At 71.1% G+C, this 24,609-nt stretch carries 18 protein-coding genes; 15 read left to right on the top strand and 3 right to left on the bottom strand.

Annotated features, from left to right (window positions below; translation table 11 throughout):
- Positions 1–12 precede the first annotated feature (12 nt).
- The gene (locus tag OWM54_RS26810) at positions 13–933 is read right to left on the bottom strand and encodes an NAD+ kinase (RefSeq protein ID WP_223746976.1); all 921 of its coding nucleotides are present in this window, start codon (positions 931–933) and stop codon (positions 13–15) included.
- 24 nt (positions 934–957) lie between these two features.
- Positions 958–1,971 carry an SPFH domain-containing protein gene (locus OWM54_RS26805; RefSeq protein ID WP_324289190.1) on the bottom strand — a complete coding sequence of 338 codons (1,014 nt, stop codon included), beginning with the start codon at positions 1,969–1,971 and terminating at the stop codon, positions 958–960.
- A gap of 214 nt (positions 1,972–2,185) precedes the next feature.
- On the opposite strand from OWM54_RS26805, the gene OWM54_RS26800 reads away from it, so the two are divergent.
- The 5 genes from OWM54_RS26800 to OWM54_RS26780 all read left to right on the top strand — a co-directional run bounded on the left by OWM54_RS26800 (position 2,186) and on the right by OWM54_RS26780 (position 8,314).
- Positions 2,186–2,893: a metallophosphoesterase family protein gene (locus OWM54_RS26800; RefSeq protein ID WP_267699333.1), complete on the top strand. Its 708-nt coding sequence runs from the start codon at positions 2,186–2,188 to the stop codon at positions 2,891–2,893.
- 83 nt (positions 2,894–2,976) lie between these two features.
- On the top strand, positions 2,977–3,774 hold the full coding sequence (locus tag OWM54_RS26795) for an imm11 family protein (RefSeq protein ID WP_267699331.1): 798 nt from the start codon (positions 2,977–2,979) through the stop codon (positions 3,772–3,774).
- 119 nt (positions 3,775–3,893) lie between these two features.
- Positions 3,894–5,108, top strand: a complete 1,215-nt coding sequence (locus OWM54_RS26790) for a serine/threonine-protein kinase (RefSeq protein WP_267699330.1) — start codon at positions 3,894–3,896, stop codon at positions 5,106–5,108.
- A gap of 57 nt (positions 5,109–5,165) precedes the next feature.
- Positions 5,166–6,179, top strand: coding sequence for a PEGA domain-containing protein (locus tag OWM54_RS26785; RefSeq protein WP_223782667.1), 1,014 nt, complete (start codon positions 5,166–5,168; stop codon positions 6,177–6,179).
- Positions 6,180–6,265: 86 nt separating this feature from the next.
- Positions 6,266–8,314, top strand: a complete 2,049-nt coding sequence (locus OWM54_RS26780) for a TonB-dependent receptor plug domain-containing protein (protein WP_267699329.1) — start codon at positions 6,266–6,268, stop codon at positions 8,312–8,314.
- Here OWM54_RS26780 and OWM54_RS26775 read toward each other — a convergent pair whose 3' ends face one another.
- Entirely contained in the window at positions 8,315–8,950 is a 636-nt protein-coding gene (locus OWM54_RS26775) for a hypothetical protein (RefSeq protein ID WP_267699328.1), read from the bottom strand.
- A 166-nt stretch (positions 8,951–9,116) separates the two neighbouring features.
- Here OWM54_RS26775 and OWM54_RS26770 point away from each other — a divergent pair, with 166 nt between their 5' ends.
- The 10 genes from OWM54_RS26770 to OWM54_RS26725 all read left to right on the top strand — a co-directional run bounded on the left by OWM54_RS26770 (position 9,117) and on the right by OWM54_RS26725 (position 24,599).
- A complete protein-coding gene (locus OWM54_RS26770) occupies positions 9,117–11,186 on the top strand; it encodes a hypothetical protein (RefSeq protein ID WP_267699327.1) in 2,070 nt (689 codons plus the stop codon).
- 512 nt (positions 11,187–11,698) lie between these two features.
- On the top strand, positions 11,699–12,442 hold the full coding sequence (locus OWM54_RS26765) for a hypothetical protein (RefSeq protein WP_267699326.1): 744 nt from the start codon (positions 11,699–11,701) through the stop codon (positions 12,440–12,442).
- Positions 12,443–12,485: 43 nt separating this feature from the next.
- Positions 12,486–13,712 carry an ROK family transcriptional regulator gene (locus OWM54_RS26760; RefSeq protein WP_223746967.1) on the top strand — a complete coding sequence of 409 codons (1,227 nt, stop codon included), beginning with the start codon at positions 12,486–12,488 and terminating at the stop codon, positions 13,710–13,712.
- On the top strand, positions 13,709–14,554 hold the full coding sequence (locus OWM54_RS26755; RefSeq protein ID WP_267699325.1) for a glycoside hydrolase family 16 protein: 846 nt from the start codon (positions 13,709–13,711) through the stop codon (positions 14,552–14,554). The genes OWM54_RS26760 and OWM54_RS26755 overlap by 4 nt, the downstream gene beginning before the upstream one ends.
- On the top strand, positions 14,551–16,200 hold the full coding sequence (locus OWM54_RS26750; RefSeq protein WP_267699324.1) for an ABC transporter substrate-binding protein: 1,650 nt from the start codon (positions 14,551–14,553) through the stop codon (positions 16,198–16,200). Before OWM54_RS26755 ends, OWM54_RS26750 begins: the two co-directional genes overlap by 4 nt.
- Positions 16,201–16,202: 2 nt before the next feature.
- Positions 16,203–17,183: an ABC transporter permease gene (locus OWM54_RS26745; protein WP_141328654.1), complete on the top strand. Its 981-nt coding sequence runs from the start codon at positions 16,203–16,205 to the stop codon at positions 17,181–17,183.
- On the top strand, positions 17,176–18,930 hold the full coding sequence (locus tag OWM54_RS26740) for a dipeptide/oligopeptide/nickel ABC transporter permease/ATP-binding protein (protein ID WP_267699323.1): 1,755 nt from the start codon (positions 17,176–17,178) through the stop codon (positions 18,928–18,930). The genes OWM54_RS26745 and OWM54_RS26740 overlap by 8 nt, the downstream gene beginning before the upstream one ends.
- Complete coding sequence (locus OWM54_RS26735; protein ID WP_223746964.1) at positions 18,927–19,922, top strand: ABC transporter ATP-binding protein; 996 nt, start codon at positions 18,927–18,929, stop codon at positions 19,920–19,922. The genes OWM54_RS26740 and OWM54_RS26735 overlap by 4 nt, the downstream gene beginning before the upstream one ends.
- Positions 19,903–21,273: a GH1 family beta-glucosidase gene (locus tag OWM54_RS26730; RefSeq protein WP_141328648.1), complete on the top strand. Its 1,371-nt coding sequence runs from the start codon at positions 19,903–19,905 to the stop codon at positions 21,271–21,273. The genes OWM54_RS26735 and OWM54_RS26730 overlap by 20 nt, the downstream gene beginning before the upstream one ends.
- The gene (locus OWM54_RS26725; RefSeq protein ID WP_267699322.1) at positions 21,270–24,599 is read left to right on the top strand and encodes a hypothetical protein; all 3,330 of its coding nucleotides are present in this window, start codon (positions 21,270–21,272) and stop codon (positions 24,597–24,599) included. Before OWM54_RS26730 ends, OWM54_RS26725 begins: the two co-directional genes overlap by 4 nt.
- Positions 24,600–24,609: the final 10 nt, after the last annotated feature.

Below are 24,609 nucleotides of genomic sequence, written 5' to 3'. Positions count from 1 at the left end.
CGCGCGCGGCCCTCAGGCCATCACCAGCCGCGCGCGCTGCTTCGCCGGACGGATGTGGGCGCGGGCCCCCGCGCCGAACGCGAGGAAGTCCTCCTCCATCCCGTCGCTGAAGATGACGCCCCCCGACGGCATCCGCGACTCCAGCACCAGCTCCTGCTCGGGCGTCACGAAGCCGCCCACCAGCTCCGCGCTCGAGTTGCGGCTGACGAAGGGCTCGCGCACCACGAAGGCCAGCCGGGGCTCCTCCCACGACAGCCGCCACTCCCCGCCCGGCACCCCGCCCGTGCGCGCGGTGAGCGCCCGCGCCAGCGTGAAGACGGAGGACAGCCACCCGCTGGAGCCCGCGCCGGTGGACACCAGCACCCCGCTGGACGACTGCGCCTCCTCCTGTCCCCCGTGGCTCAGCCGGTAGCGCGCCGACACGTGCGTGCGGGCGCCGATGAACAGGTCGTTGAACGCGAGCAGCCGCTGCCCGTCCTCCAGCCGCGCCTCCGCCAGCGTGACGCCGCGCGTGCGCGCCTTGCCCTCCAGCACCTTGCGCACCGCGGCCCGGGCCTGCGGGACTTCATAGGGCAACAGCACGCCGTCGAAGCGGTCCGGGTCCGGGTTCACGCCCACCAGCGGCTGCTCCCCCACGTACTTGGCCACGTTCGCCACCAGCCCGTCCTGCCCGGCGACGACGACCACCTCCTTCCCGGTGAAGAGGAAGGTGGGCACCAGGCCGCGGTCCACCTGCTGCACCGGCAGCCCCAGGTCCAGCGAGTCGCGCAGCCGGTCCACCGCGCGCGCGTAGGCCTGGTCCTCGCGCTCGAACTCGTCGAAGTCCTGCCCCGCGTTCTCCACGTAGAACTTCGCCTGCTTCTTCGTGTTGAAGCGCTCCACCAGCCCCGCCAGCCGCGTGCGCCGGGTGACCAGGAGAATCTTCTCGAACATGGCGTGCCCTCCCCTCTCGTGGCTTCAGCGCTCGCGGCCGGGCGACGGCGCGCGCGGCGCGGAGACCTGCGGAGGCTTGTTCCCCGCACCAGCGCTCATCAGCGAGTGGAGCAGGTCCGGCGACACGTTCAGCTCGCCGATGCGCTGCGCGTTCTCCGCCATCTCCCGGAAGGCGAGCGCGATGTTGAGCGCGGGGTCCCCGCCGCTCGCCGAGGTGGCCATCAGCGTCTTCCAGTCCACGCCGCGCACGGGCGCCAGCGTCTTCTCCAGCGCGTAGGCGCGCGCGTCCGCGGCCTGCTTCTCGTTCTGGGTCCACCGCTCCATCAGGGCCGCGCGCTGCTCCTCCACCGCGATGTCCGCCGCCATCTTCGCCTCACGCAGCTGCCGCTGGCGCTCCTGCACGGCCAGCTCCGTGGCCAGCTCGCTCTCCTTGATGCGCCGCTCCTGCTCCACCGCGGCGTTGCGGCGCGCGTAGATGGCCTCGTCCGCCTGGCGCTGCAGCCCCTCGCGCGCCTCCGCCTCCAGGGCCCGCGCCATCTCCGGCGTCGGCTTGGCGGAGAGCAGCGAGAACGCCATCACCTCCACCCCCAGCGCGCGGATGGGCTCGGCCGAGGCGAGCGACGCGAGCACCTGGTCCTCAATCGTCTGCGCGCTCACCAGCACCTCGCGCAAGCTCAGCCCCTGCACCACCGTGCGCGCCCGCACCTGGGCCACCTGCACCAGCCGCTCCGGCAGCTTCTCCGGGTCCTCCGAGCGGTAGCGCCCCGACGCCGACAGCGAGTAGTCCAACAACCCCGAGAGCTTGCGCGCGTCCGCCACCCGGTACGTCAGCTGCCCCTGCAGCGTCACCGCCTGGAAGTCCCGCGTCACCTCGTTGAACACGAAGGGCACGTCCGCGCTCGACAGGGGCACGCTCACCAGCGTCGCGGACGGCTTCCAGTAGAAGAACGACAGCCCCGCCCCCTCCCGCACCATCCGTCCCCCCTCGAACTGCATCACGTACGACGTCGGTGCCGCCTTCATGTAGCCGATGACCATGGGGTCCACCCCTCGATGCTTCGCCACTTCGTGTTATTTCGACACCATTATTAGTGTCCAACCGACACGAAGGCAACCCGAAGTGTGACCGCCGGTGGAAGAGTCCCGGAGGTGGGGAACATCCGCGCGGCGACAGGGCCCGCGGATTTCGTGGCGCGACGCGGGGGGCGTGCGCAGCCTTGCGGGGCAAACCGGGTGAGGAACAGGGCACGCCATGCGCATCGCGGTGATTTCGGACCTGCACCTGGGCAGACGCGACGTGGCGGACCACTTCGGCCACGAGGACACGGCCTTCCTGCGCTTCCTGCGGGGGCTGGAGGACGACTTCGAGCGCATCGTCCTGTTGGGGGACATCTTCGAGACGCTCACCTCCAGGACCCCGGGACGCCAGGCGGCCGAGCTGGCGGCCGCTCGCGCCGCCCACCCGGAGCTGGTCCGGCGCTTCTCCCAGCCCCAGTACCACTACATCCACGGCAACCACGACCTGGTGGCGGGCACGGTGCTGGGGGCGCCCGAGCAGCTGGTCCTGGAGGCGGACGGGGTGCGGATGCTCTTCACCCACGGTCACCACCACGACTGGGTCATCCGCAAGGCGCGCTGGCTGTCGGAGGCCGCGGTGTGGACGGGCGCGTGGCTCAGGCGCATGCGGCTGCACGCGATGTTCCGCATGTTCCAGGCGCTGGATGTCCGGCTGACGCACGCGACGCCGGACCCGGAGCGCTGCACCTTCCAGCGCTGGGCCCTGGCGCGGGCCCACGAGCAGCAGGCGGACGTCGTCGTCACCGGCCACACCCACCTGGGCATGAAGGTGGAGCACGGCAGCCGGCTGTTCCTCAACAGCGGCACCTGCTCGGAGGGGCAGTTCTCCTTCCTCAGCCTGGACACCCGCGCGGGCCGCTACGCGCTGCACACCTCCTGGTAGGCCGCCTGGCCAGGGAGGCGCGCGAGCGGGCGCCCTCACGTTCCGCTCGCCCCCACCCGGGAGGTGCGAAGTAACATCGGCGGATGTTCAGGCGGCTCACCCAGGCGCTCCGGCTGCTCGCGCGGCGCATTCCGGGTCCGGCCTCCTCCGAAGGGACTCCACGCATGGGCGCGGCACCTTCCGAGGAGACTCCGGACAGGCCCCGCCGTGCGTCCGCCGCGCGGCGAGCTCCCCCGAGGACGGCCCGCGCCGCCCGCTACTTCGACCTGCACGACGACTTCCGCCACCCGGCCCGCCGGGAGCTGAGCGACCCGGTGTCCGTGGAGGGGCGGAAGCTCGACTCCGTCTGGTTCTTCACCTCGGGGGCCCCGGTGCTCCAGCGGGGGCGGCTGAAGCTCACCGTCGAGCCCCCGGGGCGGCCCCTGGACTTCTCGCTGGCCGGTGCGGGGCTCACCCCCGTGGTCCACGCCACCGTGGCCTCCGTCTTCCGGGAGCTGGCCCCGGACGACGTGCAGCTGCTCCCCGTGGAGGTGGAGGGCGAGAGCGAGCCGTACTTCATCCTCGTCGCCACCCGGCTGATGCGCTGTATCGACGAGCGCGCCTGCGCGGAGGTCGCCCACTACACCGCCCAGGACGCCCCTCCCGAGCGCGTGGGCCACTACCGCACCGTGAAGGGCCTGCGCATCGACCCGGAGAAGACCGGCGGCGCCCGCGTCCTGCGCACCTGGGGCTGGCCCGTCAGCCTCATCGTCTCCGAGGGCATCAAAGAGGCCCTGGAGCACGCGGGCGTCAGCGGCGTGCGCTTCGCCGAGGTGACCAGGCCGCCCCCCGCCCGACGCAAACCCCGCCGCAAGAGCCGGCGCAAACCGCGCGGCGAATGACCCACCGGCCCCCGACGCTCGAGACGCCCGCCTGGCTGATACTCCGAGAGTCACGAACTTGAGGGGTAGTCAGACGGAATGTATCTTTCTCGCCTTACAGGTTTTTACCGAGGCGACCGTTGGACAGGCTCGACGTGCCGGTGCCGGCCCCCGTGGAAGAGGCCTTCTTCGGGAAGTACAGAATCCTCCAGCGGCTGGCCGCGGGGGGGATGGCGCACATCTTCCTGGCCTCCATCGACGGTCCGGACGGCTTCTCCAAGCCGTGTGTCATCAAGCGGGTGCTGCCGGAGTACGCCAACCTGGAGGCGTTCAGCCGGATGTTCGCGGACGAGGCGAAGGTGGCCGCGCTGCTGACGCATCCGAACATCGTGCAGGTCTTCGACTTCGGGAAGATTGATGGCCAGTACTACCTGGCCATGGAGTGGATCCAGGGTCAGTCGTTGGACCGGGTGCTGCGGCACGCGTGGAAGTCGGCCTTCCCGCTGGGGCAGCGGGTGGCGGTGGACGTGGGCATCGCGGTGGCGGACGCGCTGGCGTACGCGCACTCGAAGACGCTGCCGGACGGCACGCCGCTGAAGCTGGTGCACCGGGACGTGACGCCGGGCAACGTGCTGGTGTCGCGTGACGGCATCGTCAAGCTGGCCGACTTCGGCATCGTCAAGAGCGCGGTCAACGTGGAGCGCACCAGCGTGGGGGTGGTGAAGGGCAAGTACGCGTACATGTCCCCGGAGCAGATAACGAACCGGGAGCTGGACCACCGCTCGGACCTGTTCTCGCTGGGCATCGTCCTCTACGAGGCCTCCACCGGCAAACGCCTGTTCAAGCGCGAGACGGTGGAGCAGACCATCGTCGCCGCCACGCAGGTGCAGGTGACGCCTCCATCACAGGTGTCACCGGGTTTCGCGCCGGAGCTGGAGCGCATCATCCTGCGGCTGTTGGAGAAGGAGCCGGACGCGCGCTACCAGAGCGCTCGCGAGCTGGCGATGGACCTGGAGCGCTTCCGCGCGTCGCAGCACTGGACATCGGGCGGGCGCGAGCTGGCGTCGCTGGTGACGTCGCTGTTCCCCGCGGACCGCCCCGGGAACACGGGCGCGGCGCTGGCCGCCTTCAGCGGGGTGTCCGGCAGCGGCATGTCCTCCGGGCACATGTCCCCCCTGGACGACGTGCCGGGCGCGCGGCCCGGGCCTCCGGTGGAGGAGCGCACGTCGGCCACGGTGCACAGTCCGCCTCCCGGGCCCCTGCCCGTGGGCGAGCCGCCCTTTCCCTGGCCCGTGGTCCTGACGGCCGGAGCCGCCATCTGTGCCAGTGCCCTGTTCTGGTACTTCGTCGCCTGAGGGTGACGGCCTTCGCGCCGGGGTGGACGCGGCGCGCGCGGTGAGACCGAGAAGCGGATGAAACAGAAGACCTGGATTGCCGTCATCGTCGTCGGAACGCTCGCCATCAACGCCATGGCGTACGTGGTCGTGCGCAAGCGCCGCGCGTCGGACGTGCCTCCTCCCCCTCCCGTCTCGGCCACCCCCACGCCGCCCGTCACCGCCCCCGCGCCGCCTTCGGAGGACGCAAACGAGGGGCTGTCCCGCGCCCGCCGCGCCGCGGGGCTCGCCGCCTTGGAGGACCGCGACTACGACATCGCCGTCCGCGAGTTCACCGAGGCCCTGAGCCTGCGAAGGACGCCGGGCGGAGACCTGGTCGAGCTCCTGCGCATCGCCACGGACCTCCAGTCCCGCGAGCGCGACCGGACGCGCGTGGAGCCGGCCAGGCCGGCGCGGGAGCCCGCCGTCACGCGGACGCCGCCGCGCGCGAAGCCCTCGCGCTCGAGTCCGTCCCGAGCGAGCCCGCAGCACACCAAGGAGGAGCCGCCCCCGGTGGTCGAGGAGCCGCGCAACGGGCTGTTGCTGGTGACCTCCACGCCTCCGGGGCTGGTGGTGCAGGTGGACGGCAAGGCGGTGGACATGACGCCCGCGCGGCTGCCGCTGCGGCCGGGCACCTACCGGGTGGCGCTCGCGCAGGGGGAGCGCCGGTTGATGGAGGAGACGGTGGTGCTGGAGGAGGACGGCGTGCACTCCCTCAACCGGGACGTGAGCGAGCAGCTGGCGCCGCCCGCCCCTCCGCGCCCCGTGGCCACCACGGCGCCCACCGAGCCGCAGCCCACGCCCCCCGTCGCCGCCGCTGCGCCCGTGGCGGTGAAGGCCGAGGCGACGGGGCGAGGGGAGCTCGACATCAGCTCCCCGTCGCTCTACGGCGAGGTCTGGGTCAACAACCGCCCTTATGGCTTTCCACCCCTCGTCGCCCAGAACCTCCCCGCCGGCCCCGCCCGCGTGGAGGTCCGCGTCAACGGCGAGGTGAAGCGTCGCATGAGCGTCGAGGTCGAAGCAGGCCGTCGTGTCGCCGTCCGGGTGCGCTGAAAGCCTCTCGTTCCCCGCACCGCTCCCATTCCGAATCTCCGCGAGGGCCTTGGACGCCCACGCCCCGTCATTGCCTGGAGGTCACCATGGTCCGCCGTCATCGGCTCCGCCCCGGTCTGCTCTCGCTGCTCTTGTGCGCGTCTCCCGCCCTCGCCCAGTGGGAGGAGCCCGAGCCCCCGTCCGAGCCCGCGCCCGAGGCCCGCGCGCAGGAGGAGCTGCCGCTGGACGGGGAGTCGGACGTACACAGCCAGGTGGCCTCGTTCGCCATCACCCGGCTGCGCGACTCGCCCGCGGTGGTGACGTCGCTGACGGCGGAGGAGATTCGCGACTCGGGCGCGCGCGACCTGATGGACGTGCTGCTCCAGGTGCCGGGCTTCTTCTTCGGCGTGGACACGCAGGGCACGGTGGGGCCGGGCTTCCGCGGCCTGTGGGGTTACGAGGGCAAGGTGCTGCTCGTCGTCGACGGCAAGGAGCTCAACGAGCAGCTCTACTCGACGATGCAGCTGGGCAACGAGCTGCCGGTGGAGCTCATCGAACGCATCGAGGTGGTGCGCGGCCCCGGCTCGGTCATCTACGGCGGCAACGCGGAGCTGGCCGTCATCAACGTCATCACCCGCGGCGTGCAGGGCAGCTCGGACCTGATGGTGTCGGGCACCTATGGCCAGCTGGAGTCGGTCAACGGGCGGCGCAGCCTCACGCTGTCCGGCCGCAAGGTGTTCGAGTCCGCGCCGGGCCTGAGCGTCTTCGCCTCCGCGTCGCTGGGGCAAGGGCAGCGCAGCGACGGGCGCTTCGAGGACTTCTTCGGCAACACCGCGCAGCTGGGCGGCAACACGAAGCTGGACCCGACGACGGTGCAGGCGGGCGTGGGCTACCGGGACCTGCAATTGAGCGTGCTGTACCAGCGCTTCGCCACGTCGGCCATCGTCGCCTTCGACGAGGTGCTGGACGCGCCCGCGGCCACCGACTTCGAGTCCTTCCACGCGGAGCTGAGCAACCGCTTCCGTCCGAGCGAGCGGCTTGAAATCATCCCCCGCTTCAACCTGACGCTCGCCGAGCCGTTCCGCGACACGGACCAGGGCTCGGAGTTCTATTACGAGAAGCGGGTGATGCGGCTGCGCGGCCGGACGATGGCGCGCTGGGCGGCGCTGGACTACCTGCAGCTCACCGGCGGCGTGGACGTGGCGTCGGACCAGGGGCGGCTGGAGGGGCCCGCGGACGTGGGACTGCAGACGGCCTTCGGCGCGGACGGCGCGACGAGCGTCTCCTATCTGAACGTCGCGGGCTTCGTGGAGGCGTTCTCGGAGAACCCCATCGCCACCGTGGTCGCGGGCGCGCGGTACGAGAACCACAGCGCCTTCGGCAGCTCCTTCGTGCCGCGGCTGGTGCTCCTGCGCGCCTTCGGTCCGTTCAGCGGCAAGGCGCTGTTCAGCCGCGCCTTCCGCGCGCCGGGCATCGAGAACATCAGCCTGGGCGCGGACGTGAAGCCCGAGCGCACCACCGTGTACGAGCTGGAGGGCACGCTGCGCCTGGGCGAGGGCCACGCGCTGAGCGCCAACGCCTTCGACGTGGGCGTCTCCGACCCCATCATCTACTCGTACGACGCGGTGACGAACGAGGAGGCGTACCGCAACCTGGGGCGGCTCGGCAGCCGGGGCGTGGAGCTGGACTACCACCTGAAGGGGAGCTGGGGACGGGTGGCGCTGAGCTACTCGTTCTACGCGCCCTCGGGCCGCAACGACGTGGCCGACTACCAGGTGCCCGGACACTCCAACGCGTTCACCGGGATGCCCACGCACAAGGCCTCGCTGTCCGGCAGCCTGAAGCTCAAGCCGTGGCTGTCGGTGAACCCGACGGCGGTGCTGGTGGGGCGGCGCTTCGCGGTGGACGTGCCGGATGACCAGGGCCGCTCGGCCGTGGAGGAGCTGCCGACGCAGCTGCTGCTCAACCTCTACGTGCGCGCGCGGGATGTGCTCACGCCAGGGCTGGAGGTGGGCGCGGGCGTCTACAACATCCTCGGGACGAACTTCCGCATCGCCCAGCCGTACAACGGCGGCCATGCGCCGCTGCCCGTGTTCTCGCGCGAGTTCCTCGTCCGCCTGAGCTACCTGTTCGACCCGGCGCTGAGCGAGCCGTGACTAGGGATGCAGCTCCAGCACGATGTCCCGCGTCGCCAGCCACACGCCTGCGGGCGAGCGTGACAGCTTGAGGATGCCGCTGCCGCCGCGCAGCTCCTGCTTCGCGCGGTACTCCGCCGTCACGCCGTACTCGCCGTCGAACACGGCGTCATCGACGTGGTACGGAGCGCGGCCGGGCTCGCCGAGGAACAGGTGCACGTGGGCGGGCATCGAACCGTCCGGATAGGGCGCGGGCTTGATGGTGTCGAACGTGTAGACACCGTCCTTCCCTGTCCGTGCCCACCCTCGCAGCCGGCCGTGACGCCGGCTCCACGTCGTCTCCTTGCCCCCGTTCGCATACAGCCCCTGCGCGTTGGTGTGATGGGCATAGACGATGACACCCGCCACGGGGGCTCGCGTGCCAGGGCTCAGCACCCGCCCCGTCAGCACCATCCGCTCGCCCGGCTCCGTCGACGAGGCGAGCTGGACGCGGGACGTCATCGATTCCGGCGCGCGCTCGGCCACCGCTTCACAGCCCTCGCACGCGTAGAGGTCCGGCCGCGCCCGGGGCACCGCCCCACCCGCCTCCGCGCAGGCTCCCACCACCGCGCCGGCCGCGCAGGCGCCCAACCCCACCAGGACCTCTCGTCGCTTCATCGCTCGCATGGACCTCCACAACGGAGGAGCGGGGCCTCGATTCCCAGCCGCCGGGCTCCGTGCCGAAGACACTCGAGGCGGCGCGGATTTAACTCGGTTTAATTCACCCGACGACGCGCGGGCCGCGACACTTCCGTTGAAAGTTTTCAACGCGAGGTCGCGCGACATGTCCCGGATTCCGTCCAGCCCATCCCCGTCGTTCGTTCCCACGCCGCCGCCCGAGGCCGAGGCCGCCCGGCCGGCTCCGCCACCGCCGCCTCCTCCGCCCACGCCGCGCTACCAGAAGCAGGACAGCGGCTTCGAGGCCGAGGACACGCGCAAGTCGGACCTCCGCAAGTGGGCCGCGAAGAACGGCGACACGGCCGGCGCGGGCAAGCCCGGGCCTCATGTGCCGACGCAGCACGGGGGCCAGGGCAGCGGCGGCACAGTCACCGCGGGGATGTTGATGAACGGCGGCATGGCCCTGCTCAATGGCTCCGGGGCCAGCGCGAGCCTCCTGAACGGAGGACGAGGCAACCTGCTCGGAGGCACGGGCAACGGCGGCCTCGTCTCGCGCGGGGGTGGGCCCGAGGGCACGACGGCGACCTCTCGCGCCCAGGTCGCGCCGGGCCTGACGGGCGCGGAGGCGTACGCGCGGATGCAGACGCTGTCCGCCTCCGCCACCGCGGCGCAGCAGGCGGTCGACGCGACGGAGGTGCAGCTCGCCAACGACCTGGCGCTGCTCGGCCCCACGCTGACCACCGAGGAGCGCGACGCGTACATCGCCGGCTACCGCGAGCAGAACGCCGGCGTCTACGCGGCGCGCGACGCGGCCGTGGCCGACTTCGCCGCCCACCTCGAAGCCAACGGCGACGCGCTCACGAGCTACCTCGCCGAGCACCACGCGGGCTCGCCCTACACCACGCCCACCGCCGCGGCCGCGCTGTTCGAGGGCCTGGCCCTGGTCGCCGACTCGCCCCAGGCGGGCGCCGCGGTGGACTTCCTGGCCAACAACGCCCCGCTGATGACCACCCTCGCCAGCGGCGCGGGCGTCAACCTGGAGGCCCAGGTCTACGGCCCCGCGCTCAACGCCACCATGGCGGACGCGCTCGCGAAGGGACAGACGCCCGAGCAGGCCGTGGCCGCCAGCCGCGCGCTCATCGACGCGATGCCCGCGAGCGTCCAGGCCAGCATCCTGGGCCCCAACCCCCAGGCGACGCTGGACACGCTGTCGCGCGCCGTCACTGGCGACGTGGCCGCCCTCACCGCGCTGTCCACCCACGCGGCCACGCAGGGCGGCGCCGGCGCCATGTCGCTGGTCACCTCCGCGCTCTCGGTGGCCATGTTCACGCGGCCCGAGGTGTTCTCCGAGCCCAACGTCCTGCTGGGAATCACCGGCCCCTTGAGCAAGGTGGGCATGGGCGCCGCGGCCGTCAGCCTCAGCCTGGGCACCGTGGCGTCGGTGCTCCACCGCGTCACCTCCTCCGCCGCCGGCAGGTTCCCCGTCCTCGAGGGAGCGGCCCAGCACACGGCGAACCTGGCGGCGAATGCCCCCGCCCTGGCGAAGCTGGTGGGCAAGGCCAGCAACATCCTGGGCATGGTGGCCGCGAGCCTCAACGTGGTGGAGCTGCTCTCGCGCCAGGAGCAGAACCAGGGCACCCACATCCAGGTGGCCGTGCAGGCCGCGAGCGTCGTCACGGGCGCCCTGTCCTTCGCGGGCATCCTCACCGGCGCCCCGGGCTTCGCCGTGGCCGCCACCCTCTTCGTCCTCAACCAGATTGGCCAGGCCCGGGAGAGCTACCTGCGCGACGAGGAGGTGCGCCGCGCCGTCACCGAGCGCGCCACCGCGTTCGGCATCCCCGACGCCGCGGCCCGCGTGGAGTTCGTGTCCACCTACCCCAGCCAGGCCCGCGACCTGGCGGCGCTCGGCCTCGACTTCCCACGCATGAGGGATTTGGTGACGCGCCGCCTCACCGACACCGCCGGCCTGCGGGAGGTGGCCCAGGCCTTCGACCTGGAGCCCTCCGAAATCGACCAGCTGATGGGGCTCATCGCGCCCGAGGGACAGACGACCCCCGCGAACTCCGGCGTGCGCACCTTCCTCAACTACTTCGAGCAGGCCCGGACCGCCCTCCCCAACGGCACCCCCGAGCAGCTCGCCGCGTGGATGCGCCAGAACCCGCCCCCGCCCACCCACGGCGGCGGCTACTACACCTTCGTCGTCTCCATGACGAACCTGCTCACCGCCAGCCCGTAACCGCGCTGCATTCGCACACCGCCTCGATTTGTCCTGGCCGGCGGACACCCGCTATCGTGTCCGCCGGCCTCGTCGTTCCTCCCGACACCGGACGTGAGCAGCACCCCGTCCCGCCCCCACTTCATTCGCTCGACGAATGAAGTTTTCCGCCCCCGCCGCGCGCCAGCCTTCACGACTTCGCGCCCGCGTGGGCAATGACTCTCACCAGCGCCACCGCCGCGTCGCGTCAGGCATTGTGCCCTGCGCGCGCCGCAAACGCAGACGTGCGCGAACTTGCAATCCGCCAGACGTCACTGGTACTTTCTTCGCCACTCGAACGAATGCGGCGCCGGTTCGTCGCGGAGTGACGGTGGGCCCCGGGGGTGTGGGCGATGGGCACGGCGTGATTCACCGCACGCTCCTCTGAAGCAGAGCGCTTTTCATGACGCATCGCACCGTGCGAGCGCCACCTGTGTGCGTCGACTGGTTTCTTCGCAGCAAGAACGAAGTTTTCCAGCAGGGAGGGGAAGCCCATGCAGCACAAGCGTTTCGCCTGGACGTGTGCCGCGGCGGGGATGCTCGCCGCCATGAGTCTGCTCGGCGCGTGTGACCCGGAAGAGGACGACAAGACGCAAGACCCGCCCGCCGACGCGGGGACGAAGCCCGACGCGGGGACGCCGGACGCCGGTGCGCCCGACTCCGGGACGCCTGACTCGGGGACTCCTGATTCAGGGACACCGGACGCGGGCGGGCCTCCCCCGGACGCGGGCACGCCGGACGCGGGCCCCACGGTGACGCTGCCCCTGGCGGTGGACAGCCACTGGGCGGCCAGCGGCTACATGGGCGACGGCGAGCAGGGCACCATCACCTATGCGTCCGAGTGCGCCTCGCCTCGGCCCGGCACGGGCAAGGGCACCTGCCACAAGTTCACCTATACGGTGGGCGGCAACAACTGGGGCGGCGTGTGGTGGCAGTACCCGGAGAGCAACTGGGGCGACCTGCCCGGCTTCGAAATCCCGGACGGCGCCTCCGTGCTCTCCTTCTACGCCTGGGGAGCCTCGGGCGGCGAGGTCGTCAAGTTCCTGGCCGGCCTGAGCACCAAGGCGGACGGATTCACGCTGGATACCGGCGACGTGACGCTCACGACGACGCCAACTGAGTACACAATCGACGTCAGCCGCGTCCGATACCGGAAGGTGGTGGGTGGTTTTGGCTGGGTCGCGGGAGGCAAGCCCTCTCCGGTCGTCTTCTTCATCGACGACATCCAGTGGCGGTGACCCCCACCATCCTCCACGCGGTGGAACGGAGCGTAAGGGGACGATGAAAGTGGGAACGGCGGCACGGACGGTCGACGCGGCGGGCATGCGGGCGCAGAACAGCAGCCTGCTGCTGAACATGATCTGGCGCGAGCGCCAGATTTCCCGGGCGGAGATTGCCCGGAGGACGGAGCTCAGCCCGTCCACCGTGTCGGCCATCGTCGCGGACCTGGAGCACTCCGGGCTGGTGCGCAGCATCGGCGCCGGCGTGTCCCGGGGTGGCCGCCGGCCCACGCTCATCGGCTTCCGGGATGACGCCTTCAGCATCCTCGGCGTGGAGATGGGCGCCACCCACGTCACCGTCGTGCTCACGGACCTGCGAGGCCGCGTGCGCACGCACCGCAACAGCGCGCAGCAGGTGCGCAACGACCCCGAAGGCACGCTCAAGTCCATCCGGGCGCTGGTGCAGGAGTGCCTGGACGCCGAGCGCGTGCCCCGCAAGTCCGTGGTGGGCCTGGGCGTGGCCGCGCCCAGCCCGGTGCACCCGTCCGCGCCGGGGAAGCTCTCGCCGCTCATCCTGCCGGCCTGGCGCGGCTACGACGTGCGCGAGGCGCTGGGCAACACGTTCGACCTGCCGGTGCTGGTGGACAACGACGCGAACCTGGGCGCGCTGGCGGAGTGCTACTGGGGCGCGGGCATCAACGGGGAGGACCTGACGTACATCAAGCTGGCCACGGGCATCGGCTCGGGCCACATCATCCACGGCGACGTGTACCGCGGCGCCGGAGGGACGGCCGGAGAGATTGGCCACATCGCCGTGGACTCCGCGGGGCCGCCGTGCCTGTGCGGACTGCGCGGCTGCTTGGTCACCCTCATCGGGTCCGGCGCGTTGGTGGAGCGCGCGCGGGAGCTGATGGGCACCAAGGGCCGCAAGGCGCCGACCATCCGCGAAATCGTCGAGGGCGCGCGCGCCGGAGACGCGGCGGCGCGGCAGATCATCGACGGGCTGGGCCAGTACCTGGGCATCGCGGTGGCGGGCCTGCTCAACCTGCTCAACCCCGCCATCGTCGTGCTCGGCGGAGAAATCTCCTCCGTGGGGGACCTGCTGCTGGACCCCTTGCGGACCTCGGTGCGCAAGCGCGCGCTGTCCACGTCCATGGCGGAGACGCGCATCGTCACCTCCGCGCTGGGCGACAAGTCCATCGCGGTGGGCGCGGCGACGCTCGTGCTCCAGGCGGCCCTCCGGGACCGCACGCTGTTCCCACTCCAACACGTCGGAAGAATCGCATGACCTCCAGCCGACTCCTCGCGTGGTGCCTGCTCCTGGGGAGCGTGGCCTGTGACCCGGCCCGCTCCAAGAGCATCGAGCCCCCTCCCACCATCCACCAGCCCTCGCATCAGGATTGGCGGCTGGTCTGGCAGGACGAGTTCGACGGCGCACCGGGCGCCCCACCCTCCCCCGAGCGGTGGAACGCGGACGTCGGAGGAGACGGCTGGGGCAACGGCCAGTACGAGCACAACACCGCGCGCACGGAGAACGCGTCACTGGATGGCGAGGGCCACCTGGTCATCACCGCGCGCAAGGAGCGCTACCAGGGCAACGACTACACCTCCGCGCGCCTGAACACGCGCGGCAAGTTCGAGCGCGCGTACGGCCGCTTCGAGGCGCGCATCCAGCTGCCCACCGGCAAGGGCATCTGGCCGGCGTTCTGGATGCTGGGCGCCAACTTCCCGCAGGTCGGTTGGCCCGAGTGCGGCGAAATCGACATCATGGAGCACCGGGGCCAGCTGCCCGCCATCGTCCGGGGTTCGCTGCACGGCCCGGGCTACTCGGGCGGGGAGAACGTCGGCGGCGAGCACGTGGTCAGCGGGGGCAAGCTGTACGAGGACTTCCACCTCTACGCGGTGGAGTGGGACCCCGACCGCATCCGCTGGTTCGTCGACGACGTCGCGTTCCTCGAGGTGACGCCCAAGGACTTGCCGGCCAGCCGGCGCTGGGTGTTCGACCATCCCCACTTCCTCATCCTGAATATCGCGGTGGGCGGCAACTACGTGGGGCCCATCGACGGGACCACCCAGTTCCCCCAGACGATGCGCGTGGACTACGTGCGCGTCTACGCGAGGGCGGAATGAGGCCCGCGGCCTCACTGCTCTCCCTCCTCCTGCTGACGTTGGCCGCGTGCTCGAACGAGCCCAGGCCCCGTCCGCCCGGGACGCTGTTCGTCTCCGTGGAGCAGCAGAGCGCGTGGGTGCGCAACTTCAACCCGCTGTTCCCGGGCGCGGGCTCGCGCTGGCCCACGCGCGCGGGCATCTACGAGTGCCTGGAGCTCTACACGCCGTCCACCGGCGGCTTCACGCCGTGGCTCGCCACCGGGCATGCGTGGTCCGAGGACCGCCGCACGCTGCGATTCACGTTGCGCGAGGGCGTGCGCTGGTCCGACGGCAGGGCCTTCAGCGCGGAGGACGTGGCGTACACGTTCCAGCTGTTGCGCAAGCACGCGGCGCTGGACGCGGGCGGCGTGTGGCGCTTCCTGTCGGACGTGCGCGCCGAGGGGCCGTACACGGTGGCGTTCCAGTTCTCGCGCCTGTTCATCCCGGGCTTCGGAGACCTGGCCGCGCAGCCCATCGTCCCCAAGCACATCTGGGAGTTGGTGGCGGACCCGGTGACGTTCACCAACCCGAGCCCGGTGGCCACCGGCCCCTTCACGCAGGTGAGCCTGTTCCGCAACCAGGTGTACGAGCTGGGTCGCAATCCGTACTACTGGCAGCCGGGCAAGCCCGCGGTGCGCGCGCTGCGCTTCCTGGCGTTCCCCACCAATGACCAGGCGAACCTGGCGCTGGTGGAGGGCGAGGTGGACTGGGCGGGCAACTTCGTCCCCGCGGTGGACCGCACCTTCGTGTCCAAGGACCCGAAGCACCACGCGCGCTGGTTCCCGCTCTACGGCAGCACCGTCTTCCTCTACCCGAACACCACGCGGCCGCCGCTGGACGACGTGCGCGTGCGCAAGGCGCTGAGCATGGCGCTGGACCGCGAGCGGCTGGTCGAAATCGCGATGTACGGCTACACGCGGCCGGCGGACGCCACGGGCCTCAATGACGCGTACGCGGGCTGGCGGGACGCGGACGTCGCGGACGACGCGTGGGTGCGCCACGACGCGAAGGAGGCGGCGCGGCTCTTGGACGAGGCGGGCCTCATCGCGGGCGAGGACGGGCTGCGGCGTGGCAAGGACGGCCTGCCGCTGACGCTGGACATCGAGGTGGTGGGCGGCTGGTCCGACTGGGTGCGCGCGGGCCAGGTGGTCGCGCGCGACTTGCGCAAGCTGGGGCTGCAGGCGCAGCTGCGCACGTACGAGTTCGGCGCGTGGCAGGCGCGGCTGCAGAAGGGCGAGTTCCAGCTGGCCATCTCGTGGTCACTGGACGGGCCCACGCCGTACACCTTCTACAAGTGGATGCTGTCGTCGGCGACGGTGCGCCCGGTGGGCGAGGTGGCTGCGGCGAACTGGCAGCGCTACGGCGACGCACGAACGGATGCGCTGCTGGAGCGCTTCGAGGGCACCGACTCGCGCGAGGAGCAGCAGGCGCTGATGGCGCAGGTGCAGCGGCGCTTCTCGGAGACGGCGCCCGCGATTCCGCTGTTCCCGAACCCGTCCTGGGGTGAGGCCAACTCCAAGCGCTTCACCGGCTTTCCCTCCGAGGCGAACCCGTACGCGCGGCTGTCCCCGCACGCCGAGCCGGACAGCCTGCTGGTGCTGACGACCCTCACGCCGAGGGAGCCCTGACCATGTCCTACGTGCTTCGCAGGCTCGGCTTCTATCTGCTCGCGGCGTGGGCCTCGCTGACGATGAACTTCGTCATCCCGAGGCTCGCGCCTGGAGATCCGGCCACGGCGATGTTCGCGCGCTTCGAGGGGCGCATCTCGCCGGAGGCGCTGGTGGCGCTGAAGACGGCCTTCGGCTTCACGGACGCGCCGTGGCACGTGCAGTACGTCACGTACCTGAAGCACCTGCTCTCGGGCGACCTGGGGCTGTCCTACGCGTACTACCCGTCGCGCGTGTCGGAGGTCATCGGCACGGGGCTCTTGTGGACGGTGGGGCTGGCCGGGTGCGCGGTGGTCATCAGCTTCGCGGTGGGGACGATGCTGGGCGTGCTGGCGGCGTGGAACCGGGGCGGATGGATGGACTCCGCGCTGGCGCCGGCGCTCGCGTTCCTGGGGGCCTTCCCCTACTTCTGGCTGGCCATGCTGGCGCTGTACCTCTTCGGCTTCGGGCTGGGGTGGTTCCCGCTGCGGCACGCGTACTCGCACGACGTGGAGCCGGGGCTGACGCTCTCGTTCATCGCGGACGTGGGGCGGCACGCGGTGCTGCCGGCGACGTCCATCGTGGTGGCCACGCTGGGCGGGTGGATGCTGAGCATGCGCAACACCATGGTGGCCGTGCTGGGCACGGACACGCTGCGGCTGGCGCACGCGAAGGGGCTGCCGCCCCGGCAGGTGATGCTGCGGTACGCGGCGCGCAACGCGCTGCTGCCCAACGTGACGGGCTTCGGGATGGCGCTGGGGTTCGTGCTCAGCGGCTCGCTGCTGACGGAGATTGTCTTCTCGTATCCGGGGACGGGCTACCTGCTCATCCTCGCGGTGCGCAACCAGGACTACCCGCTGATGCAGGGGCTCTTCCTGGTCATCACGCTGGCGGTGCTCGCCGCGAACTTCGCGGTGGACCTGCTCTGCCTCTGGCTGGACCCGAGGACCCGCGCCCATGCGTGAGACCCTTCGACGCCTGCTCCGCCAGCGCAAGGCGGCGGTGGGAGGCAGCATCCTGCTGGGCTTCCTCTTGCTCGCGCTGGTGGGCCCGTGGCTGGTGATGGACCCCACGGAGCTGGTGGGCCAGCCGCACCAGCCGCCCTCGCGCGCGCACCTGTTCGGCACGACGGGGCAGGGACAGGACGTGCTCGCGCAGACGGTGGTGGGCGCGCGGGAGACCCTGGCCATCGGCTTCGCGGTGGGCGCGCTGGTGACGCTGGTGGGCGCGCTGGTGGGAATCACGGCGGGCTACCTGGGCCGGCGTGTGGATGACGCGCTGACGCTGACCACCAACGTGTTCCTGGTCATCCCCGGGCTGCCGTTGGCCATCGTGCTGGGGGCGTACCTGCCCTCGGGGCCGATGCGCATGGTGGTGGTGCTCACCTTCGCCGGCTGGGCGTGGAACGCGCGGGTGTTCCGGGCGGAGGCGCTGGCCTTGCGCGGTCGGGACTTCGTGGCGGCGGCGGTGGTGGCCGGGGAGAGCCACGCGCGCATCATCACCCGGGAGCTCTTGCCCAACATGGCGTCGCTGGTGGCGTCGTCGTTCATCGGGAACACGCTGTACGCGGTGGGCGCGCAGGTGGGGCTGGAGTTCCTGGGCCTGGGCGACGTGGGCGCGGTGACGTGGGGCACCAACCTGTACTGGGCCGGCAACGACGCGGCGCTCCTGACGCGCTCGTGGTGGATCTTCGTTCCCACGGGCCTGTGCATCGCGCTGGTGGGTTTCTCGCTCACGCTGCTGAGCTCCGCCATCGATGAGGTGACGAACCCCGCGCTGCGGGCGCCCCCTTCGGCGCCGGTGCCCGCGAAGGCGGTCGAGGCGTCCTCCGAGGTGCCCGCGTCCGGTGTGCTCCTGAGCGTGCGCGGGGTGTCCATCGAGTACATGACGGCCTCGGGGCCTTCGCGGGTGGTGGACCAGGTGTCGCTCGACATCGCGCCGGGCGAGGTGTTCGGGCTCGCGGGTGAGTCGGGGAGCGGCAAGTCGACGCTGGGCTACGCGCTGTTGAGACTGCTGCCTCCGTCGGCGGCGATTACCCAGGGCCGCATCCTGTTCGACGGTACGGACGTCACCGCGCTGTCGCCCGAGGCGATGCGCGAGTTCCGCTGGAGCCGGGTGTCGATGGTGTTCCAGAGCGCGATGAGCGCGCTCAATCCGGTGCTCTCGTTGGGCGAGCAGTTCCACGACACGCTGGCGGCGCACGGGGGGAGCTCCCGCGCGGCGTCCCATGCGCGGGCGCGCGAGATGCTCGCGATGGTGGGGCTGAAGCCAGAGCTGGTGCACGCGTGGCCGCACCAGCTGTCGGGCGGCATGCGGCAGCGGGTGGGCATCGCGCTGGCGTTGGCGCTGGAGCCGAAGCTGGTGGTGATGGACGAGCCCACGACGGCGCTCGATGTGGTGGTGCAGAAGGAGCTGCTCCAGCGGGTGGTGGAGCTGAAGGACCGGCTGGGCTTCGCCGTCCTGTTCATCACGCATGACCTGCCGCTGTTGCTGGCGCTCGCGGACCGGGTGGGCATCCTCCAGGCCGGCAAGCTGGTGGAGGTGGACACGGCACAGCGGCTGCGCACGGACGCGAAGCATCCGTACACGCGGCTCTTGCTCTCGTCCTTCCCGCACCTCGGCGCGTCCGATGTGGCGCCGCCGCCACCGGACGTCCTGGAGCACGCCTCACTCAAACCCGCACAGGCCGCGCTGCCCGGAGGTCGCCGATGAGCCCGCCGCTCCTGGAGGCCACGCGCTTGTCGAAGAGCTTCCCGCTGGGCGGCTTCCTCTCGCGCTCCCGGCGCAAGGTGTTGCAGGACGTCTCCTTCTCACTGGAGCGCGGCGAAATCCTCGCGCTCGTCGGTGAGTCCGGCAGCGGCAAGAGCACCCTGGCGCGCCTGCTCGCGCGGCTGGACACCCCGGACGGCGGCGAGCTGCGTCTGCACGGAGAGAACGTCCTCGCGCACGACGGCCGCGCCGCGTCGCTGTCCTACCGCGCCCGCGTGCAGATGGTGTTCCAGGACCCGTTCGCCTCGCTCAACCCCGTGCACACCGTGGCTTATCACCTGGAGCGCTCGCTCCTGCGCCACGGCAAGGCCCAGGGCGTGGAGCTCAAGCGCCGCGTGCACGCGCTGCTGGAGTCCGTGGGCCTGACGCCCGTGGAGCAGTTCGCCCAGCGCTATCCGCACGAGCTGTCCGGAGGCCAGCGGCAGCGCGTCGCGGTGGCCCGGGCGCTGGCCGTCGAACCCGACGTCATCATCGCGGACGAGCCCACGTCGATGCTCGACGTCTCCACGCGCCGGGGCGTGCTCCAGCTCCTCAAGGGCCTGACGCGCGAGCGCGGCATCGGCATCCTCTTCATCACCCACGACCTGGCGAGCGCGCGACACCTCGCGGACCGCGTGCTGGTGCTCTACGCGGGCAGCGTCGTGGAGACAGGCCACACCCGCGAGGTGCTCCAGGCACCTCGCCACCCGTACACGCGCCTGCTGCTCTCCGCGGTGCCGGACGGCGTGGACTTCCTGCGCACGCCGCTGCCCGCTCGCACTCCCGCCGGGCCCGCGCCGCCATTGGGCTGCGCCTTCGCCCCGCGCTGTCCGCACGCGGACGTGCGCTGTCACGAATCGATTCCCCCCTTCCACCATTCCGCGGCGGAGCACCACGTCCGCTGCCACCTCGAGTCCTCGAAAGGAGTCCCTGACGATGCGGCAGTTTCCTCGTGACTTCGTGTGGGGTGTCGCCACCTCCTCGTACCAGATTGAAGGCGCCACCGATGTTGACGGGCGCGGTGAATCCATCTGGGACCGTTTCTCCGCCACGCCTGGGAAGATTCAGGACGGCACCAACGGCAACGTCGCCTGCGACCACTACCATCGGTGGCGCGAGGACGTGGAGCTGATGCGCTGGATGGGACTGAAGTCCTACCGCTTCTCCATCGCGTGGCCCCGCATCCTCCCCACCGGCCGCGGCAAGGTGAGCCAGGCCGGCCTGGACTTCTACTCACGGCTGGTCGACGGCCTGCTGGAGGCCGGCATCGAGCCCTGCGTCACCCTGTACCACTGGGACCTCCCCCAGGCGCTCCAGGACCAGGGCGGCTGGGCCTCGCGCGACACGGTGAGCGCCTTCGTCGAGTACGCGGACGTCGTGAGCCAGAAGCTCGGCGACCGCGCGAAGCGCTGGATTACGCACAACGAGCCCTGGTGCATCAGCGTGCTGGGCTACGCCAACGGTGAGCACGCGCCCGGCATCAAGGACTGGGGCCAGGCCCTGGCCACGGCCCACCACGTACTCCTGTCCCACGGACAGGCGGTGCCCGTGCTGCGCTCCAACGTGTCCCAGGCGGACGTGGGCATCACCCTCAACCTGGTGCCCGCCGAGCCCGCGTCGCCCAGCGCCGAGGACCTGGAGGCCTGCCGCTCCTTCGACGGTGGCTTCAACCGCTGGTACCTGGACCCGCTCTACGGACGCGGCTACCCGCGTGACGTCATCCAGGACCATGTCGCCGCGGGCCATCTGAAGTCGGACACCCTGCCCTTCCTGCGCGCCGGAGACCTGGAGGACATCTCCACGCCCATCGATTTCCTCGGGGTCAACTACTACAACCGCGCCGTCCTGCGCAGCGACCGCATCCCCGAGTCGCAGAACGCGCCGCGCACCGTCCACGTCAGCAGCGAGAAGACGGAGATGGACTGGGAGGTGAGCCCGCACGGCCTCACCCAGCTGCTCGTGCGGCTGCACCAGGACTACAACCCGGGCCGCCTCTACGTGACGGAGAACGGCGCCGCGTACGGCACGGGCCCCGACGCGGACGGCCGCGTGCGCGACACCAAGCGCGTGCAGTACCTGCGGCTGCACCTGGAGGCCTCGCTCGAGGCCATCCGCCAGGGCGTGCCGCTCCAGGGCTACTTCGCCTGGTCCCTGCTGGACAACTTCGAGTGGGCCTACGGCTACCAGAAGCGCTTCGGCATGGTCTACGTCGACTACGCCACCCAGAAGCGCATCCCCAAGGACAGCGCGCACCTGTACCGCGCCGTGGTGGCCCAGAACGGGCTGGATGTGGAGCTGGCCGCATGAGAGCCCTGTTCCTCGCACCCCTGCTGACCCTCGCCCTGCACGCGCCCTCGGGCCTCGCCCAGGACGTCCAGGCGCCTCCCGTCCAGCCCGGCGCCGCGCAGCCTCCCGCGGCGCCCGTGGAGAACGCGCCGCCCGCCGCCGCGCAGCCCGGCGGCGCGCCTCCGCCCACCACGTCCACGCTGCCCGAGGGACCTCCGAGCCCCGCGCCGTCCCCCCAGCCCATCGCCCTGCCCACCGTGGACGTCACGGCGGGCGCGGAGAAGGCCACCGTCGTCAAGCTGTACCGCGACGAGCGGGGCTTCAAGCTGAAGGTGGACGGCCGCGACTTCCTCATGCGCGGCATGAACTGGGGCTACACGCCCATCGGCGAGAACTACCGCTACTCGCTCTGGAACCAGCCCGACGACTTCGTGCGCGCGGTGCTGGCGCGCGAGATGACGCTGCTGCGCGACATGGGCGTCAACTCCATCCGCCAGTTCGACGACATCCCGCCGCGCTGGGTGGAGTTCATCTTCAAGAACTACGGCATCACCACCGTGGTGAACCCGCTGATGGGCCGCTACGGCGCCACCGTCAACGGCGCCTTCGTGCCGAACATCGACTACTCCAACAAGACGCACCGCGAGGCGCTGCTCGCGGAGCTGGCGAAGAAGGTGGAGGTCTACCGGGGCGTCCCCGGTGTGCTGCTGTGGCTGCTCGGCAACGAGAACAACTACGGCCTGCACTGGACCTCGTATGAAATCGAGGCGCTGCCCGGCCAGGAGGACGCCGCGCGCGCGGTGCACCTGTACACGCTGATGGGGGAAGCGGCGCGGACCATCAAGGCGCGCGACGTGAACCACCCGGTGGCCCTGGCGAACGGCGACCTCCAGTACATCGACCTGGTGGCGCAGCACGCCGCGGACATCGACATCTTCGGCGCCAACGTCTACCGCGGCCCGAGCGTGCGCGACTTGTACGAGGAGGTGCTGCGCAAGGTGGACAAGCCGGTGCTCTTCTCCGAGTTCGGCGCGGACGCGTACAACGCGAAGGAAGGCCGCGAGGACCACCTGGCGCAGGCCGAGTACCTGCGCCAGCAGTGGGAGGAGATCTACACCCAGACGTACGGCCAGGGCCGCGTGGGCAACGCGCTCGGCGGCTTCGTGTTCCAGTGGGTGGACGGCTGGTGGAAGGTGGGCCAGGAGTCCAACCTGTCCCTGCACGACACCACGGCCTCGTGGCCCAACGGCGGCTACGCGGCGGACTTCGTGCCGGGCCAGAACAACATGAACGAGGAGTGGTTCGGCATCTGCGCGCTCGGCACGCCGGATGACGCGGGCATCTCCCGCATCCAGCCGCGCACGGCCTACTACCTCTTGCAGGCGGCCTTCCGGCTGGACCCGTACGCGGAGGAGACGGACCTGGACCGCATCCACGCGCACTTCGGGGCGCTGCGGCCCTCGGAGCTGTCGAAGGGGTACGAGTCCTCCATCGCCCTGGCGAAGGCGGATGAGCTCAGCGCGGTGCGCGTGTCCAACCTCCGGCTGGTGATGGACAGCTCGCTGTCGCGCGGGAGCATCGCGACGACGCGGCCGAACCAGACGGCCTCCGACCACACGGAGTCCATCTTCTTCGACCTGGCGCTCCAGCCCGCCACCGGCGTGTACGGGCGCGCGTCGTTCAACGTGGTGGGCAACGTGGCCACCAACCGCCTCAACAACCTGTTCTACGAGAACCGGGGCAACACGCCCGCGCCGACGACGCCCACGCCGGGTGTCTCTCCGACGCCGGGCGTGGCGCAGCCGGGCGTGTCGGGGTTCGACCGGTTCGCGCTGTACCAGGCGGAGTTCAAGCTGGACCGCACGGACTTCGCGCTCGAGGGCTTCTACCGCGTCGGCCACTACCACTGGGGCGAGGAGGGCGACTTCTTCGGCCTGTACCGCGAGGCCAACTACGGGCCGAACATCGACATCTACCACGGCAACGCGCCCTTCGGCGTGGTGCTCAGCGGCAAGCGCGCGTACGAGGGCTTCAAGCTCGCCATCGGCCCGGAGCTGTACTGGGGCGCCAACCCCTCCATCGTCGCCAAGTACCGCAAGGGCTTCGGCAACGCGGCGCTGACGCTGGTGCACCAGGAGGACATCGCGCGCGGCGGCACGCAGCAGACGGCCTCCGTCATCCGTGAGCGGGTGGCGCGCCGCACGGCGCTGACCTTCGAGTGGAACCAGGGTCCGCTGTCCGTGGACGTGGGCGGCATCCTCGCGGCGCCGCAGCGCATCGGCGAGGAGTTCACCTGGACGCGCGAGACGAACGGCCCCGGCTACCAGGGCACGGGCCAGGAGGTGCTGCGCGACAAGGTGCAGTTCCTGGACACGCTCGGCGCCAAGGCGCGGGCCACGTATGACTTCGGCGGGGCGCGCGTGTTCGCGCAGGGCTCGTTCCGGGGGCTCGTGGCGGACGGCGGTCCGGAGCCGAGCATCGTGCTCACGGGCTGGAGCCTGCGGGAGAGCGGGCGCGGCAATCACTTCGGCGCGCAGGCGGGCGCGGCGTTCCAGCTGGGCACCATCGAGGTGGCGCCCAATCTGTTGTACCAGAAGCCGCTCATCGGACCGAACCCGAACATCCCCGACACATTCGACCAGGAGACGGGCACGTACTTCCCGGCGGTGCGCGCGCGCAACGTGTTGCAGGACGCGTTCACGGTGCTCGACAACCGCGAGACGCTGGGCGCGGAGCTGCTCATCACCTTCGACCCGACGCCCGGGACGTGGTTCTGGCAGTGGGACCGGGAGATGCGCGAGGACGCGCCGTTCGCCGCGGGCCTGGACCTGGTGTACCGCCACCAGCCGACGTCGCGTGACGCGAGCATCGCCATCCTCGCGGATGGCAGCGCGGTGCCGTTCGCCGGCGCTCCGCCCGCTCGGGACGAGTGGGAGGCGTCGCTGCGCATGGTGGGCAACCCGTCGCAGCGGCTGAAGCTGTACGGCACGGCGTTCGTGGGCAGCAACCAGTCGGGTGGCGAGGACGCGCGGCAGGTGCGCCGCTTCGGCCTGGATGCCAACGCGCTGTACGACACGCTGCTCCTGGCGGCGCAGGTGCGCTTCAACGACTGGGGGCCGTACGACTACCACCGCATCTTCAACCTCACCTATCCGCTGCAGGTCGGAGGCGACTTGTCCTACGGCCTGAAGCGTCCGGTGCTGGGGGCGGTGTCCACGCGCTTCGGTCTGCGAGGGCTGGTGCGCATGCTGAACGAGTACTCGGAGGGCCTGAGCACGACGGCCATCGCCGAGGGGCTCGAGGGCCGCGAATACGAGGTGGGTGCGTATGCAATCCTTTCGCTCTGAGGGACGACGG

Origin of the sequence: Myxococcus sp. MISCRS1, assembly GCF_026626605.1 — a bacterium.
In the GTDB taxonomy this organism is placed as follows: domain Bacteria; phylum Myxococcota; class Myxococcia; order Myxococcales; family Myxococcaceae; genus Myxococcus; species Myxococcus fulvus.
Note: the sequence above shows the minus strand (reverse complement) of the source record. Positions and strands in the feature narration are given on the sequence as shown.

Bases quoted from the DNA above. Each gene is read 5' to 3' on its own strand.
- OWM54_RS26805 (WP_324289190.1), bottom strand. From the start codon at position 1,971: ATGGTCATCGGCTACATGAAGGCGGCACCGACGTCGTACGTGATGCAG.
- OWM54_RS26750 (WP_267699324.1), top strand. From the start codon at position 14,551: ATGAGGCCCGCGGCCTCACTGCTCTCCCTCCTCCTGCTGACGTTGGCC.
- OWM54_RS26735 (WP_223746964.1), top strand. From the start codon at position 18,927: ATGAGCCCGCCGCTCCTGGAGGCCACGCGCTTGTCGAAGAGCTTCCCG.
- OWM54_RS26725 (WP_267699322.1), top strand. From the start codon at position 21,270: ATGAGAGCCCTGTTCCTCGCACCCCTGCTGACCCTCGCCCTGCACGCG.
- OWM54_RS26740 (WP_267699323.1), top strand. From the start codon at position 17,176: ATGCGTGAGACCCTTCGACGCCTGCTCCGCCAGCGCAAGGCGGCGGTG.
- OWM54_RS26760 (WP_223746967.1), top strand. From the start codon at position 12,486: ATGAAAGTGGGAACGGCGGCACGGACGGTCGACGCGGCGGGCATGCGG.
- OWM54_RS26730 (WP_141328648.1), top strand. From the start codon at position 19,903: ATGCGGCAGTTTCCTCGTGACTTCGTGTGGGGTGTCGCCACCTCCTCG.
- OWM54_RS26765 (WP_267699326.1), top strand. From the start codon at position 11,699: ATGCAGCACAAGCGTTTCGCCTGGACGTGTGCCGCGGCGGGGATGCTC.
- OWM54_RS26795 (WP_267699331.1), top strand. From the start codon at position 2,977: ATGTTCAGGCGGCTCACCCAGGCGCTCCGGCTGCTCGCGCGGCGCATT.
- OWM54_RS26770 (WP_267699327.1), top strand. From the start codon at position 9,117: ATGTCCCGGATTCCGTCCAGCCCATCCCCGTCGTTCGTTCCCACGCCG.
- OWM54_RS26755 (WP_267699325.1), top strand. From the start codon at position 13,709: ATGACCTCCAGCCGACTCCTCGCGTGGTGCCTGCTCCTGGGGAGCGTG.
- OWM54_RS26780 (WP_267699329.1), top strand. From the start codon at position 6,266: ATGGTCCGCCGTCATCGGCTCCGCCCCGGTCTGCTCTCGCTGCTCTTG.
- OWM54_RS26810 (WP_223746976.1), bottom strand. From the start codon at position 933: ATGTTCGAGAAGATTCTCCTGGTCACCCGGCGCACGCGGCTGGCGGGG.
- OWM54_RS26800 (WP_267699333.1), top strand. From the start codon at position 2,186: ATGCGCATCGCGGTGATTTCGGACCTGCACCTGGGCAGACGCGACGTG.
- OWM54_RS26745 (WP_141328654.1), top strand. From the start codon at position 16,203: ATGTCCTACGTGCTTCGCAGGCTCGGCTTCTATCTGCTCGCGGCGTGG.
- OWM54_RS26775 (WP_267699328.1), bottom strand. From the start codon at position 8,950: ATGAAGCGACGAGAGGTCCTGGTGGGGTTGGGCGCCTGCGCGGCCGGC.
- OWM54_RS26785 (WP_223782667.1), top strand. From the start codon at position 5,166: ATGAAACAGAAGACCTGGATTGCCGTCATCGTCGTCGGAACGCTCGCC.